We start from the raw sequence: 14,737 nt of genomic DNA, 5'->3' as shown, positions 1-14,737 counted from the left end.
CCGCGCAGACCGGCAAGCCCGCGAGGAGCAGCGGCGTTGGGAAGCCGCCATGCACGAAGCCCGTACCGCATACGCCCACGCCTATCGCGTCCAACACCTCGACGAACAGGCAGGCGCCTGGCACCAGGCCAAGCGCCTGACCGAATACCTCACAGCAGTACGCGACCACGCCACATCACTGCCGCCCGGCAAGAAAGGACCGAGATCGAGGCGTGGCTCGCGTTCGCAGACGCCCGCCTCAAAGTCTCACCAAGTCTGCCAGCCGCCCGCCCCACCGAAGCCCCGCGGCGGCGACCTCGAGCCCTTCCTTGGCTACTGGAGCCCCTACGGCTCCCACGCCTACTGAGCCCCAAAGTGGGCCACAACCCACGGGATTTCATCAAGCGACAGCAAAGAAGGAACCCCGGCAGACCACGCCCGACGCATCGTCACCTGCGTGAACGGCCGCCTGGTGCTCCATCAGAACGCGCGTCAAACGTGCGTCAGAAGGGCCTCACATGCGTCGAATATGCGTCAAGATATCGCCCGTAACGCCCACTACGCACGTAACACACACTCGACGAAACAGCAGGTCACGCAGGCTCCAGGATCGCCACGCACTCCACATGGCGGGTCACCAAAAACATGTGAAACGAAAACGCGTGAAAGGAATCGGCAGTTCAGGCGCACGCCGGGAGCAATTCGAGCCAGGGTCGATGTGCGTTATGGGCGCTACGTGCGGTCTCTTGACGCATGGCTCATCCGGCGCAGACGTCACACTCTCCGGTCGGCCATCGCAGGGGCGCGGGCAGAGGCGCAGCAAGGGTGTCGCCATATGGCATTTGAAATGCCATACTCGTGTTATGGATGACGATGACACCGACTTCCTCCCCGGCGACGGGCCCAGCAGCGGCATCTCCGTCTCCCTCACGGCCGGCACCCTGCAGGGGTGGATTCAATCGGTCGTCGCAACACCTTGATTTCGGAGGTGTTCAAGATCGCTACGCGGGACTGGGGCAGGAAGACCGGCGATGCGCCCGAGGGACTACGGCGGCAGTGGCGTGCTGACCGGGCGCTGAGGCCGGCGATGCGCTCGCCTGGCCGGCCTGATCCGTCGCGGGTGGTTCAGCGGCAGTTCTGGCGGCTGATCGCCACGGGTGTGACGACGGCTGAGGCGTCGCTGGCGGTCGGTGTGTCGTGGCCGGTCGGTTCTCGGTGGTTCCGTCACGCTGGCGGCATGCCGCCGATCTCTCTGGACGAGCCCACCGGCCGCTACCTGGCCTTTGAGGAGCGCGAGGAGATCGCGATTCTGCGCGCCCAGGACAAGGGCGTGCGAGAGATCGCCCGCGCGATCGGACGTGCCCCGGGGACGGTCTCGCGCGAGTTGCGCCGCGACGCCGCTACCCGCAGCGGGAAGCAGGAATACCGGGCCACGGTCGCTCAGTGGAAGGCACAGCAGGCCGCGAAGCGCCCGAAGGCGGCCAAGCTCGCAGGCAACGACAGGTTGCGTGAATACGTACAGGAGCGGCTCGCCGGCAGTGTCCGCCGCCCCGACGGCACGATCGTCACCGGGCCCAAGACGCCCGCGTGGAAGGGGCTGAACAAACTGCACCGGCAGGACCGAAGATGGGCGACGGCATGGAGCCCGGAGCAGATCTCGCGCCGGCTTCATGTCGATTTCCCCGATGATGAGTCCATGCGCATCAGCCACGAAGCGATCTACCAGGCGCTGTTCATCGAGGGCCGTGGTGCGCTCAAGCGGGAGCTGGTCACGTGTCTGCGCACCGGCCGGGCACTACGGACTCCCCGTGCGCGGTCGCAGAACAAGCCGCAAGGGCATGTCACCGCGGACGTCGTCCTCAGCGAACGCCCCGCCGAGGCTGGGGACCGCGCGGTCCCCGGACACTGGGAAGGTGACTTGATCATCGGGACGGGCCGCTCCGCGATCGGCACGCTGGTCGAGCGCAGCAGCCGCTCCACGCTCCTGGTGCACCTGCCTCGGCTCGAAGGCTCGAGCGAGAACCCGCCGGTGAAAAACGGCACCTCGCTCGGGGGCTATGGCGCGATCGCGATGAACGCGGCGCTCACCACATCGATGACGCAGCTGCCCGAGCAGCTACGCAAGACCCTCACCTGGGACCGGGGAAAGGAACTCTCCGGCCATGCCCAGTTCGCTTTCGATACCAGGACCAAGGTGTTCTTCGCCGATCCGCACTCGCCCTGGCAACGACCGACAAATGAGAACACCAACGGGCTGCTGCGCCAGTACTTCCCGAAGGGGACCGACCGTCCCGATGGTCCGCCGAGGACCTCGAAGTGGTCGCCACGGCGATCAACAACCGGCCCCGCAAGGTCCTCTGTTGGCGGACACCGGCCGAAGTCTTCGAGGAACAGCTACGCTCGCTACAACAGCCCAGTGTTGCAACGACCGGTTGAACTCACCCTGGATTTGTCTGTCACCATCGCCACCTCCACTCCCGCAAGGGCCGTGGCGTACCGGGTCCGCAGCGCACGCAGCCGCAGCGCGTGGCTCTCCACATCCCGGATATGGTCGTCAAACTGCTCAAGGCTCAGCTCGGCGCTGCCGCTGTCGGAGAACACCCAGACTTCCGGTTTCCGGCCTTCAGCACCGTCCTCATCCTCATGCAGCCAGGCGATGTGCGCCGTGAGCATCGGCGGGGAGGACCGTCCGTCCTGCTCCCCTGGCACCTCCAAGCCCACCGGAGCGCCCGAGTGCGCGCCGCTACGGACCGGGCCACAGTCCTCGACGCACCAGGGTGGACATCGGCGTGAGCCATGCAGTCCCGTTTCCTTCCGCGACATGCCAGCTCCCTTTCCGCAAAGGCCGTCGGCCCGGCCCGGCCTCTTCGGCATTTCACGCAGAATACCCTCTGGGGGTATGTTCAGGACAGGCTGCGGAGGGTCGCTCATGCTGCCCGCCGTAGCGGGTCCGCCAGATCGGCCATGTTCCTGTACACACGAAAGTCACAGTCTCCCGGCCGCCTGCCCAACCGCTGGACGATCAGTGCGGCTGCAAGTCCCCATCCCGGTCCGCTGACGAGATGGCGCTCACGGCCGACCAGCAGCAGCCCTCCAGCACCGGACTCAGCACGACTGCCGACCAGCCCGACTGCCAGAGCTGTGCCGAATGCCCAGAGATCGGCTCGCAGGCCGACCGGTAGTTCCGCCCTGACTGCCACGAAGGGCCTGGGTGTTCCGTTCCTGCTGGGAGCCGCCACCACCGCTCCGAGAGCGTCCGGGACAAAGCCGTCCGAAGGGAGAATGTCCTCTGCTTCGCCGCCCAGGTATTCGGTGATGACCGCTCTGACGGCGAGGACGACCTCGCGGTCGGACCTCCAGCCATGCCGGGGCGCCCATCTGACGCCCCGGAATTGGTCAAGGATGCTCACCTCAAAGACCCTCGGGGTCAGACAGCCCCACCAGTCTGATCAGGTGCGCGGTGGGAACGCGGTAGGTGGTGCCGATCCTCAGCAGCGGGCACGGGAACCTGCCATGCTGGGCCAGTTCGTACGCCTTGCTCCTGCCCATGTGCAGCACCTTGGCGGCCATGCGCAGATCCACCACGGCCGGCAGAGCAAGCAGTTCCCGCACGGTGATTCCCTGTGTGGTGGTTTCTTTCTGAGCCACGTGCTCTGATGACGCATCGATGCCTCCCTGCGCAGGTTCGGACAGCATGGTCCGCGGGGCTTCGTTCTTGTGTTTCATGTCAGGCCGCCTCTGCCAATTCCGCGAGCGTCGGGCTTGAAGGGCGATTCGAACCGGCATCGGCTCCTGGGACCACCAGGTAGCGAGCAAGGCGTTCTTCGGCGACCGCGCGCCGGATGCGGCACGCGGTATATCCGATGCCGAGGCGACGCGCGGCGTCCGCCAGCCCCTCGTTCTCCATCCGGGTACGGCCGATCAGCTCGGCTTCGTCGGCGGTGACAGCTCCGGCACGCACTGCCCGGTCCAGTACGAAGTCCGGGTGCCCCGAAGTCGGGCGCTGGGCGTGCAACGCCCAGGGCTCGGGAAGCGGAACCGCTCGCAGCATGCCGGTGTACGTCGCCCGGGCACGCAAGCCGGCCCGGTAGCCGGCCCACCACAACCGCGATGCCACCCCGCGCGCATCGACATCGATCGACTTGAGTTCCTTGAGGAAGCCCTCGATCACTTCGGCCTCCACGTCCGGAAAGGGCAGCCCGCCTCCTCTCACCACTCGGGCCGCCGCTCCGCGCAGTCCCGGCGCCATCATCCACACCGCAGCGAGGGGCCAGTCCCCTCCCTGGCTCTGCGCCCGGAAGACAAGCTCCTTCCACACGTCTTCCCTGACCGCGTAGGACGTCCCTCTGTCCAGAAGCCGCTTCCGGAGGTCCCTCAACGGGGCCTTTCCTCCCGGGAATTCGTGCTCGATGTTCATGCCGCCTACATCAAGCGAGAAGGCTGTCGACCTGGATTCAATGGCTCGGAACGCTGCCTCGACCGAATCCAGCGGTGCCCATTCACCTGCCCATGGCATAGGGGCCCCTCTCCCTTACGCTGCGACAGAGCTTGCGCCGAAGGCTTCGGTTCCGTTCCCGTTCCTTCTCATACTCGGATCCCCCTGCCGGATGCTCCGCAGCGCGAAGGATCGAGTGGAGTCGGTTGCGCCGGGCGGAACCGGATCCGATTCACGTCGGGTCAGGTACTCCAGGACTCGGCGTTCCGCGCGGCCGCGCCGCTTACTGCACGCCTCGTAACTGATGCCGAGTCGCCGCGCAGCGGCTGCAAGCGGTTCGCCTTCGATTCGGGTTCGGCCGATGAGGTCCCCTTCCGCTTGGCTGATGACCTTCTCCTCACACAGCCTGGCCAGCGCGAGATCTGGGTGACTGGGGGAACGCAGTACCGAGGGGATACTCTCGCCGAGATCCGACGCGAGATGCCGAACGGCGTCCAGGTCGTGCCGACGGGCACGGTATGCGCCTCGGAAAGCCGCCCACCACAGCCGCTTCGACAGGCCGTCGGCCATGGGGTCGGCCTTGTGCATCTCGGACAAGAACTCGGCGACCGCCTCCGAGTCCAGATCTCCGCGGTCCACCTGCGGCCCGCCTGCCTGCTTCCTGCTGATACTGCGCAGCCCCGGCAGCATGACTCCGACTGCGGCGAGCAACCACGCGTCCCGGTCCGTGCCACTGCGAGCTCGGTGGACGAGCGCTCTCCAGACGGCGTCCCGCATGTCCGTTTCCGGGCACTCGAGCAGCAGTGACCTCGCTTCGTCTACCGGAACCGGCCTGGACAGAACGTCTTGCCCGAATAGGTCGCCGTCAAGGGTGAGTGGATTCGGGTCGGCAGCGAGTGCTTGAAAGACGGATTCGACTGTGTCCAGCAGTGAACGGTTCGCGGCAGGCGGCATCGCCCAACTCCCTACGGATTCCCTCACGGCACCGGGCGGCTGGCGCCCCCAGTGATCACCCCCACTACATAAGACCGCCCTATCCGCCCATTAGGGACATGAGTGACCGAACTTTCCCATTCTTGCCCGCTTAACTCGCAGCGCGACTACATCTGATCTATTCCCCAACTGAGTTAGACCGATGAGGGAACACTTCAAGAGAGTGGTGGCAGCCGTAGCGCCGCCTGCTCACGACTGATCCGGTCGGCATCCACGTACCACTGACGCCGCTCCTTGCGTGCCCGCTCGATCACGCGGCCTGCCCGCTTACACGTGGAGGGGTCCGTGAGCCGCATCGTCAGATTGAGGCTCCCCCCTCGTAGAGCCGTCGGAAATCGGTCAGGCGCCGCACCGTCGTCGGACTCCTGAAAGCAGAAACCGCGGTACGCGACCTCAACATCAATGGCCTGCTGTCGCACCAGGTTTGCCACGCTCACGCCTCCGCACAGAGTTTCGCATGACCGCTCGATCCTATGCGGCGACCACGAACCCCGCGCCGATGGCCGTCGCACCTCCCGTGGCCTCTCGCAGCTGCGGCCGCTTCGCCCGTTGACAGGCCATGCGGCGCAGCAGATCTCTCTCGCCCAGGACTCCGTCCTTGTGTGGCCCCGGGATACCTGCGAATGCGGCGGGCATTGTCTCGTAGGCGGCACTCACGGGGAGCCACTGGAGGCATCAAGTGCAGCTGGACCTCAACGAACGTCAACAGGCCGTGCTCGACTGGGTAGACAAGGGATGCCCCGATTGGAGTCTGGACAGACAGCGCCTACAAGATCAGCGCTCAAGCCCTGCAAAGCCGAGGGCTCATCAAATTCATCAAGCACCGTGACTATTGGGGCGCGCGACTGACCGACAAAGGGCGACAGTACCTGGTCGAGCGCGACGCCTGCCCCGTGGGACAGAGCGACAAAACACCTGCAGAGCCCGGCGGAATCCCAACACGACCGCACACCAAGACCAAGCCGAAGGCCCAGGCAGACTACACGGACGAACTCCTCAAGGAATTGGCCACCAACAACGGATGCCTCACCAAGCCCACCGTCTCCGGTCCGCACGCAGTGAATTGGGCATCACGGGTCAACGCCGCCCGCAAGTCCGGAAAGACCCCCCGCACACACGAGCTGTACGGATATAGAACTCACCGCGGCTACGAGATCAAGCTCGTCGAAATTCCAGCCTGGCGCCTCGCCGTACTCGCCCCGCTCCCCCTGCCGACCAAACTCACCCGACCCCACACCCTGGTGGCCGCTCTCCAAAAGCGCCCCCAACCCATGGGACTTACCAAATCTGTCCAAGGGCGAGCCCTGCGCATCATCCAGGCACTCATCACCGCCGTCGAAGCGCAGGGGCATGTCGCGACGCTCGGGCCGACGCAAGGCGCTCCCCCAGCCCATCGGCGCCGGAGCGCACCGCCGCATTTCACCATCACTGCTCACGGCGAAAGAGTTGGGTTCCTCGTCCTTCAGGAACAGGACCGCGGCGGGCACATCCCCACCGACAAGGAACTCGCCGACGCCAAGAAATACTCGTGGAGGCGCATCCCGGCTGCGCTTCATCCTCAGCGGCGGCTCCCCGCACCGCGCCGAGGAATGGGCCGACGCCCCCAACCGCCCGCTGGAAGACCAACTCGCCGAGATCGCCCAGGAAGTCACCCTCCGCGGCGATGCAGCAGAACGCGAACGCCGTGCAGACCAGGAGGCTGCCGAACAAAGAGAGCAGCACTGGCAAGCCGCCATGCAAGAAGCCGGCGCCGCCTACACCCACGCCTACCGCGTCAGACACCTCGAAGAACAGGCAGAAGCCTGGCACCAAGCCAAGCGCCTGGCCGAGTACGTCACAGCCGTACGAGACCATGCCGCCTCTCTGTCACCCGGCCAGGAAAAGACCGAGATCGAGGTGTGGATCGCCTTCGCAGACGCACACATCCAACGCCTCACCGAGTCCGCATAGGTACCGAAGCTGCCCACACCGCCGAAGCCCAGCAGCGCCGACCTCAAGCCCTTCCTCGGCCACTGGAGCCCGTACGGACCGCACTCCTGCTGAGTCCCAACACCACCCAAGCCCCACGGATTTTCACCAAGAGATGGCAAAGCGGGGCCTCCCGCAAGACACAGCCAACGCATCGCCACCTGCAGGAACACCCACCTGACACTCCATCAGAACGAGCGTCAAATACGCGTCACGAGCGTCATTTCAGCGTCAAGATATCGCCCGTAACGCCCACAACGCGCATAATGTACACCAGAGAACCCGCAGGTCAGATGCCCTTTTCGGCAGGCTCCAAAATCGCCACACACTCCACATGATGCGTCATGGGAAACAGATCGAACGCCCGCAGCGTCCGCGGCCTGTACCCCGCCTCCGCGAAGTACGCCAGGTCGCGGGCCAGGGCTGCCGGGTCGCAGGCCACGTAGGCGATGCGGCGGGCGCCCAGGGCTGCCAGGTGCTTGACCGTCTGCTTGCCGGCGCCCGCGCGGGGCGGGTCCAGGACGATCAGGTCCGCTTCGGTGATCTTGGTGCGGGGCAGGACCTGCTCGACCTTGCCCTGCTCGATGCGGACCCGGGGCAGGTCGGCCAGGTTGTGGCGGGCGTCCTCGACGGCTCGCTTGGAGGACTCGATGCCGAGGACCGCCCCGGTCTCGCCGACGCGCTCGGCGATCGCGCCCGCGAACAGGCCGACGCCGCAGTACAGGTCGAGCGCCATCTCGCCCTTGCGCGGCATCAGGCCCTGCATCACAGCCTTCACCAGGGTGTCCGGGGCCTGCGGGTGGACCTGCCAGAAACCGCCCATGCCGACGCGGTAGGTGCGGCCGTCCGCACGCTCGCGGACGAAGGCCCGGCCGTGGACCCGGTGGACTCCGCCGTCCTTCTCCTCGACGCGGAGGACCGAGACGGGCTTGTCGAGTTCGACCAGGGGGAGGCGGCCGCCCGGGTTCGGGGTGAGGACCACCTGGCGGTCGTGCGAGCCCGAGGACGCGATCGCCTCGACCGACGCCAGCTGCGGCCACTCCCGCTTCTCGATGCCCAGCTCCGTCACGCCCGGCGCCGCGATCATGCAGTGGTCGACCGGCTCCACGTCGTGCGAGCGGTGCTTGCGCAGGCCCGCGCGGCCCTCGTCGTCGATCGCGTACTGGACGCGGGTGCGCCACGCCGGAACCTGGCCCGCGGGCAGCTTGTCGCCCTCGGCGGGAACGACCGTGCCGTCCCAGCCGGCCTCCTCGGGAGTCAGGCCCGCGAGCCGGCGGAGCTGCTCGGCGATGACCTCGCCCTTGAGGCGGCGCTGGGCACCGGGCTTGGCGTGCTGCCAGTCGCAGCCGCCGCACTTGCCGGGGCCGGCGAAGGGGCAGGGGGCCTCGACCCGGTCCTTGGAGGGTTCCAGGATCTGGACGGCGTCCGCCCGCAGGAAGCGCGAATCCTCCTCGCCCTCGGTGACCCGGGCGACGATCTTCTCGCCGGGCAGGGCGTGGCGTACGAACAGGACGCGGCCCTCGGCAGTGCGGGCGATGCAGTGGCCGCCGTGTGCGACGGGGCCGACCTCGACCTCGTACTCCTCCCCGACCAGCGACGACAGCGACGGCTCGGGTGCGTTCTGCTGCATGGGTGGGTGACTCCAGGGGGAAGAGGGGAAAGCGGCGGGCGGCCGGGCGGACAGCCCACCAGTCTACGTGGGTGTCGCCCGGCCGCCCGCCACAGGCACGGCTCGGCTCACGCCCGGCTCGGGTCGAGCCCGGCGCCGCTCGGCTCAGCTCTTGTTGCTCGGCTCCTTGGGCCGGGACACCGGGCCCCGTCGCACCGAACCCGGCGCGTTCCAGTCCGCCCGCCTGCGGGCGCGCTTCTTGGCGGCCTCGGAGGACTCCAGCTGGTAGGGGACGGAGGTCACCATGACGCCGGGGGTGAACAGGAGGCGGCCCTTGAGCCGCAGCGCGCTCTGGTTGTGCAGCAGGTGCTCGTACCAGTGGCCCACCACGTACTCGGGGATGAACACGCTGATCGCGTCGCGCGGGCTCTCGCGGCGCAGGCCCCGGACGTACTCGATGATCGGCCGGGTGATCTCGCGGTAGGGCGAGTCGAGGATCTTGAGCGGTACGTTGATGCCGCGCCGCTCCCACTCCTCCTTGAGGGCCTTCGTCTCGGCCGGGTCGACCGAGATCGACAGCGCTTCCAGCTGGTCGGAGCGCATCAGCTTGGCGTAGGCGAGGGCGCGCAGGGTGGGGCGGTGGACCTTGGAGACCAGGACGATCGAGTGCACGCGCGAGGGCCGCACGCTGTCGTCGCTGGGCTCGTCGGGGGCCGCGATCTCCTCGGAGACCCGGTCGTAGTGCTTGCGGATCGCGGTCATCGTTCCGTAGAAGATCACCATGCCGAGCAGCGCGACCCAGGCGCCGTGGGTGAACTTCGTCGCGAGGACGACCACGAGCACCAGGCCGGTGAAGAACGCGCCGAACGCGTTGATCGCGCGCGAGCGGATCATGCGGCGGCGCTTGGCCGGGTCCCGCTCGGTGGCCAGGTGGCGGTTCCAGTGCCGGACCATGCCGGTCTGGCTGAGCGTGAACGACACGAAGACGCCGACGATGTACAGCTGGATCAGCCGGGTCGAGTCCGCCCCGTAGATCACCACGAGCAGGACGGCCGCGCCGGCGAGCAGCACGATGCCGTTGGAGAACGCGAGGCGGTCGCCGCGGGTGTGCAGCTGGCGGGGCAGGTAGCGGTCCTGGGCGAGGATCGAGCCGAGCAGCGGGAAGCCGTTGTAGGCGGTGTTCGCGGCGAGGAACAGGACGAGGGCGGTGGCCGCGGCGAGCACGATGAACAGGAAGCTGCCGTTGCCGAAGACGGCCTCGGCCACCTGGGAGATCACCGGGTTCTGGACGTATCCGGAGCCGAGCGGGGTGCCGTTGTGCAGCAGGTCCTCGCCGGGCTTCTCGGCCATCCGTACGTGGGTGCTCATGGCCAGCGCGATGATGCCGCAGAACATGGTGACGGCCAGGGCGCCCATCAGGGCCAGGGTGCTGGCGGCGTTCTTCGACTTGGGCTTGCGGAAGGCGGGCACGCCGTTGCTGATGGCCTCGACGCCGGTGAGGGCTGCGCAGCCGGAGGAGAAGGCGCGCAGGAGCAGGAAGACGAGGGCGAAGCCGGCCAGGCCCTGGTGCTCGGCCCGGACCGTGTAGTCGGCGGTCGGTGCCTTCATGGTGTCGCCCATGACCAGGCCCCGGTACGCCCCCCAGGCGATCATGATGAAGACGCCGGCGACGAAGACGTACGTCGGGATCGCGAAGAGCTTGCCCGACTCCTTCACGCCGCGCAGGTTCATCAGGGTGAGCAGCACGATCACGGCGACGGCGCACAGCACCTTGTGCTCGACGACGAAGGGGATCGCGGAGCCGAGGTTCTCGATGCCGGAGGCGATCGAGACGGCCACCGTCAGCACGTAGTCGACCAGCAGGGCTGAGGCGACGGTGAGTCCGGCCTTGGGACCGAGGTTGGTGGTGGCGACCTCGTAGTCGCCGCCGCCGCTCGGGTAGGCGTGCACGTTCTGCCGGTAGGAGGCGACCACGGTGAACATCAGCACCACGACCGCGACCGCGATCCAGGGGCTGAAGTGGTACGCCGACACACCCGCCACGGAAAGCACCAGGAGTACTTCTCCGGGGGCGTACGCAACGGACGAGAGCGGGTCGGAGGCAAAGACGGGGAGTGCGATGCGCTTGGGGAGGAGCGTTTCTCCCAGCTTGTCGCTGCGCAGCGCCCGGCCGATCAGGATCCGTTTGGGCACGTCGGTCAGTTTGGACACGCAGAGGATCGTAAGCGCTCTGTCTTAATAAGGCCCACCCGGCTCCCGTCGACGGGTTTGCGTGATGGGGGCACTGAGTGAGTGCATCGCCGGGCGGGCCGCATAAGCTCATCAGGCGGCAACGTGGATTTTTGTTGCCACGCTGTTGCCCGGCTAGCCGAGAAGGAAGTAGTGAGCAGGGTGTTTGCGCAGGTCATCGGGGCGACCAGGAGTGCGGGGTAAGGGGACGTGCACATCGTCATCATGGGCTGCGGGCGAGTGGGAGCCGCTCTCGCGCAGACCCTGGAACAGCAGGGGCACACGGTCGCGGTGATCGATCAGGACCCCACGGCCTTCCGTCGGCTGGGTTCGGGCTTCGGCGGGCGCCGGGTCACCGGCGTCGGCTTCGACCAGGACACCCTGCGCGAGGCGGGCATCGAGGAGGCCGGGGCGTTCGCCGCGGTGTCCAGCGGTGACAACTCCAACATCATCGCGGCCCGGGTGGCGCGCGAGATGTTCGGCATCGAGAACGTGGCGGCGCGGATCTACGACCCGCGCCGTGCCGAGGTCTACCAGCGGCTCGGCATTCCGACGGTCGCGACGGTCAGCTGGACCGCCGACCAGATGCTGCGGCGGCTGCTGCCGTCCGGCGCGGAGCCGTTGTGGCGCGACCCGAGCGGTGGCGTGCAGCTGGCCGAGGTGCACACCTCGACGGCCTGGATCGGTCACAAGATCAGCAAGCTGCAGGAGGAGACCGGCGTCCGTGTCGCGTTCCTCACCCGGCTGGGCGAAGCGGTGCTTCCGACGTCCCAGACGGTGCTGCAGGAAGGCGACCTGGTGCACGTCATGATGCGTACCGACGAGGTCGAAAAGGTCGAGGCGGCGTTCGCCCAGGGTCCCGAGGAGGGCGGTCACTGATGCGGGTTGCGATTGCCGGGGCCGGCGCGGTGGGCCGTTCCATCGCGGGCGAGCTCCTGGAGAACGGGCACGAGGTGCTCCTCGTCGACAAGGCGCCCACCGCCATCTCGGTGGAGCGGGTGCCGCTGGCGGAGTGGCTGCTCGCGGACGCCTGCGAGATCACCTCGCTCGACGAGGCGGCGCTGCAGCGCTGCAACGTGGTCATCGCGGCCACCGGTGACGACAAGGTGAACCTGGTCGTCTCGCTGCTCGCGAAGACCGAGTACGGGGTGCCGCGGGTGGTGGCCCGGGTTAACAACCCGAAGAACGAGTGGCTGTTCAACGAGTCGTGGGGCGTGGACGTCGCCGTCTCGACGCCGCGTCTGATGTCGGCGCTGGTCGAGGAGGCGGTGAGCGTCGGCGATCTCGTACGCCTGCTGCGCTTCAGCCACGGCGACGCCAACCTGGTCGAGCTGACGCTGCCGCCGGAGTCGGCGATCGCCGGCACACAGGTCGGGGACGTGGCCTGGCCGGAGGACACCTCGCTCGTCACGATCATCCGGGGTACGAGGGTGCTCACGCCGAGCCAAGAGGAGACCCTGGAGGCGGGCGACGAGCTGTTGTTCGTGGCCGCCCAGGCCCGCGAGGAGCAGTTGGAGGACCTGCTGTCGGTCCGCCGCGAGGACTGATTCCCCGCTTCGAGTACGTAGGGGAAGGGCCCGGAACCGTATCGGTTCCGGGCCCTTCCTTTGCCGAAAAGGGTTACGCCTCGCCGGCCGCGGCCTTGCGGGCCTTCTCGGCCGCTTCCTCCGCCTCCATCTCGGCGAAGACGTCGATCGGCGCCGGGGCCTTCGCGAGGAAGACCCAGGTGAGCCAGACCGCGAGCAGGAACGGCGGGATCTTCAGGGCGATCAGGACCCAGCCGAGCTGCGAGGTGTTGGCCCACCAGTACAGCGGGAAGAGGATCGCGCACTTGGCGAGCAGGATGAGCCCCCAGGCCCAGCTCGCCTTCGCGTACGCCGTCTTGCGGCCCGGGTTGCGGGTGCGCCAGGACAGGTTCTCCTTGAAGACCGGGCCGAGGATCAGCCCGATCAGCGGCACTCCGCACAGGGTGGTCACGATGTACGCGAGCGCCAGGCCGAGCGTGTAGAGCATGCCCGGCAGGTAGAAGTCCTTGGCGTTGCCCGTCATCATCGCGAAGACCACGCCGAAGGCCACGCCGAAGACGCCGCTGAAGGCGTGCTTCATGGTGTCCTTGCGGACCAGGCGGACCACGACGAGCAGCAGCGACACCGCGAGGGCGGCGATCGCCGAGGTGTGCAGGTCCTTGTTGACCGTGAAGATCGTGACGAAGAGCAGTCCCGGCAGGACCGTCTCCACCATGCCGCGCACGCCGCCGAAGGCCTCGAAGAGCGCGGCCTCGGTCACTGCTTTCGCGTCGTCGGCGGGCTGAGTGGGCGTGGGGGCGGTGGTCGGCTTGTCGACTGACGTCACCGGCTACTCCTGTCCGAGCGGTCGGAGTTCGTATTTGGGGTTGAACAGGACCCGCCGGCCGTGGCTCATGGAGATCCGGCCCGAAGCGATGAGCTTGCGGCCCGGCTCGATGCCCACGATCGAGCGCCGTCCCAGCCACACCACGTCCAGTGGGGCGGTGCCGTCGAAGAGCTCGGCCTCCAGCGCCGGCACGCCCGCCCGCGGACGCAGGGTGACGGTCCGCAAGGTACCAGTCACCTTCACTATCTGGCGGTCACTGCACTCGGAGATGCGGGTGCACCCCGTGGCCTGCGTGTCCTCCTGCAGTTCCGCGGAGTGCAGGTCCTCCTGCGAGGTGGACAGCCGGTCGAGCATCCGGCGGAAGCGCCCCGCGGGCTTCTCGGTACGAAGGTCAGCACTCATACAGAAAGCGTACCGGGGGGACACCCCCACGGGATCAAAGCGTGTGGTCAGCATCGATTCGGCACCGCCCGGGCGGTCAGCGTTCGAAGCGGTAGCCCATGCCCGGCTCGGTGATGAAGTGGCGGGGGTGCGAGGGGTCGAGCTCCAGCTTGCGGCGCAGCTGCGCCATGTAGACCCGCAGATAGTTGGTCTCGGTGCCGTAGGAGGGCCCCCAGACCTCCTGGAGCAGCTGCTTCTGGCTGACCAGGCGGCCGGTGTTGCGCACGAGGACTTCGAGCAGATGCCACTCGGTCGGCGTCAGGCGTACGTCGCGGCCGTCCCGGTTGACCTTCTTGGCGGCCAGGTCGACGGTGAAGCCCTCGGTCTCGACGACCACCACGTCGTCGGCGCCGTCCGCGCCGCCGACCGGCTCGGCGCGGCGTACGGCGGCGCGCAGGCGGGCCAGCAGTTCGTCCATGCCGAAGGGCTTGGTGACGTAGTCGTCGGCGCCCGCGTCGAGCGCCTCGACCTTCTCGTCGGAGGTGTGGCGGGCGGACAGCACCAGGATCGGGACCCGGGTCCAGCCGCGCAGGCCCCGGATGACCTCGACGCCGTCCATGTCGGGCAGGCCGAGGTCGAGCACGACCACGTCGGGGTGGCGGGCGGCGGCGAGCTGGAGGGCACTCGCGCCGTCGGGGGCCGCGTCCACCTCGTACTTCCGTGCCTTGAGGTTGATCACAAGCGCGCGCACGATCTGCGGCTCGTCCTCGACCACGAGCACCCGGGTCATC

13 protein-coding genes and 1 pseudogene are annotated in these 14,737 nt (G+C 67.7%); 4 read left to right on the top strand and 10 right to left on the bottom strand.

Going from position 1 to position 14,737, the window contains the following annotated elements:
• Positions 1–1,066 precede the first annotated feature (1,066 nt).
• Positions 1,067–2,415 (top strand): annotated as a pseudogene (locus IE206_RS24460) (IS30 family transposase).
• Here IE206_RS24460 and IE206_RS43605 read toward each other — a convergent pair.
• From IE206_RS43605 to IE206_RS24435, 5 genes are all read right to left on the bottom strand, one after another.
• On the bottom strand, positions 2,383–2,802 hold the full coding sequence (locus tag IE206_RS43605) for a DUF6907 domain-containing protein (protein WP_373300977.1): 420 nt from the start codon (positions 2,800–2,802) through the stop codon (positions 2,383–2,385). The pseudogene IE206_RS24460 and the gene IE206_RS43605 overlap by 33 nt on opposite strands.
• A 588-nt stretch (positions 2,803–3,390) precedes the next feature.
• Positions 3,391–3,705: a helix-turn-helix domain-containing protein gene (locus IE206_RS24450; RefSeq protein ID WP_308433946.1), complete on the bottom strand. Its 315-nt coding sequence runs from the start codon at positions 3,703–3,705 to the stop codon at positions 3,391–3,393.
• A 1-nt stretch (position 3,706) separates the two neighbouring features.
• Entirely contained in the window at positions 3,707–4,396 is a 690-nt protein-coding gene (locus IE206_RS24445; protein WP_189965519.1) for a hypothetical protein, read from the bottom strand.
• Between the two features lie 114 nt (positions 4,397–4,510).
• Positions 4,511–5,368 (bottom strand): sigma-70 RNA polymerase sigma factor region 4 domain-containing protein, encoded by an 858-nt coding sequence (locus IE206_RS24440; RefSeq protein ID WP_189965517.1) that lies wholly within the window; start codon positions 5,366–5,368, stop codon positions 4,511–4,513.
• Positions 5,369–6,477: 1,109 nt separating this feature from the next.
• Positions 6,478–6,963: a hypothetical protein gene (locus IE206_RS24435; RefSeq protein WP_189965515.1), complete on the bottom strand. Its 486-nt coding sequence runs from the start codon at positions 6,961–6,963 to the stop codon at positions 6,478–6,480.
• Positions 6,964–7,141: 178 nt separating this feature from the next.
• Between IE206_RS24435 and IE206_RS24430 the strand changes: the two genes are divergently transcribed.
• A complete protein-coding gene (locus IE206_RS24430) occupies positions 7,142–7,357 on the top strand; it encodes a hypothetical protein (protein ID WP_226599778.1) in 216 nt (71 codons plus the stop codon).
• Between the two features lie 307 nt (positions 7,358–7,664).
• Here the strand turns inward: IE206_RS24430 and IE206_RS24425 are convergent, their stop codons facing one another.
• Positions 7,665–9,005, bottom strand: a complete 1,341-nt coding sequence (locus tag IE206_RS24425; protein WP_189965513.1) for a class I SAM-dependent RNA methyltransferase — start codon at positions 9,003–9,005, stop codon at positions 7,665–7,667.
• Positions 9,006–9,149: 144 nt separating this feature from the next.
• A complete protein-coding gene (locus IE206_RS24420; protein WP_189965511.1) occupies positions 9,150–11,195 on the bottom strand; it encodes an APC family permease in 2,046 nt (681 codons plus the stop codon).
• A gap of 228 nt (positions 11,196–11,423) precedes the next feature.
• Between IE206_RS24420 and IE206_RS24415 the strand changes: the two genes are divergently transcribed.
• Together IE206_RS24415 and IE206_RS24410 are read left to right on the top strand one after the other, a co-directional pair.
• On the top strand, positions 11,424–12,092 hold the full coding sequence (locus IE206_RS24415; RefSeq protein WP_189965509.1) for a potassium channel family protein: 669 nt from the start codon (positions 11,424–11,426) through the stop codon (positions 12,090–12,092).
• Positions 12,092–12,760: a potassium channel family protein gene (locus IE206_RS24410; RefSeq protein ID WP_189965507.1), complete on the top strand. Its 669-nt coding sequence runs from the start codon at positions 12,092–12,094 to the stop codon at positions 12,758–12,760. Before IE206_RS24415 ends, IE206_RS24410 begins: the two co-directional genes overlap by 1 nt.
• A 73-nt stretch (positions 12,761–12,833) precedes the next feature.
• Here IE206_RS24410 and IE206_RS24405 read toward each other — a convergent pair whose 3' ends face one another.
• The 3 genes from IE206_RS24405 to IE206_RS24395 form a co-directional block, all read right to left on the bottom strand.
• The gene (locus tag IE206_RS24405; RefSeq protein WP_189965505.1) at positions 12,834–13,565 is read right to left on the bottom strand and encodes a DUF3159 domain-containing protein; all 732 of its coding nucleotides are present in this window, start codon (positions 13,563–13,565) and stop codon (positions 12,834–12,836) included.
• Between the two features lie 3 nt (positions 13,566–13,568).
• The gene (locus IE206_RS24400) at positions 13,569–13,967 is read right to left on the bottom strand and encodes an OB-fold nucleic acid binding domain-containing protein (protein ID WP_078966308.1); all 399 of its coding nucleotides are present in this window, start codon (positions 13,965–13,967) and stop codon (positions 13,569–13,571) included.
• Positions 13,968–14,043: 76 nt separating this feature from the next.
• Entirely contained in the window at positions 14,044–14,736 is a 693-nt protein-coding gene (locus IE206_RS24395; RefSeq protein WP_189965503.1) for a response regulator, read from the bottom strand.
• Position 14,737: the final 1 nt, after the last annotated feature.

It is taken from the genome of Streptomyces violascens (genome assembly GCF_014649955.1).
GTDB lineage: Bacteria > Actinomycetota > Actinomycetes > Streptomycetales > Streptomycetaceae > Streptomyces > Streptomyces violascens.
Note: the sequence above shows the minus strand (reverse complement) of the source record. Positions and strands in the feature narration are given on the sequence as shown.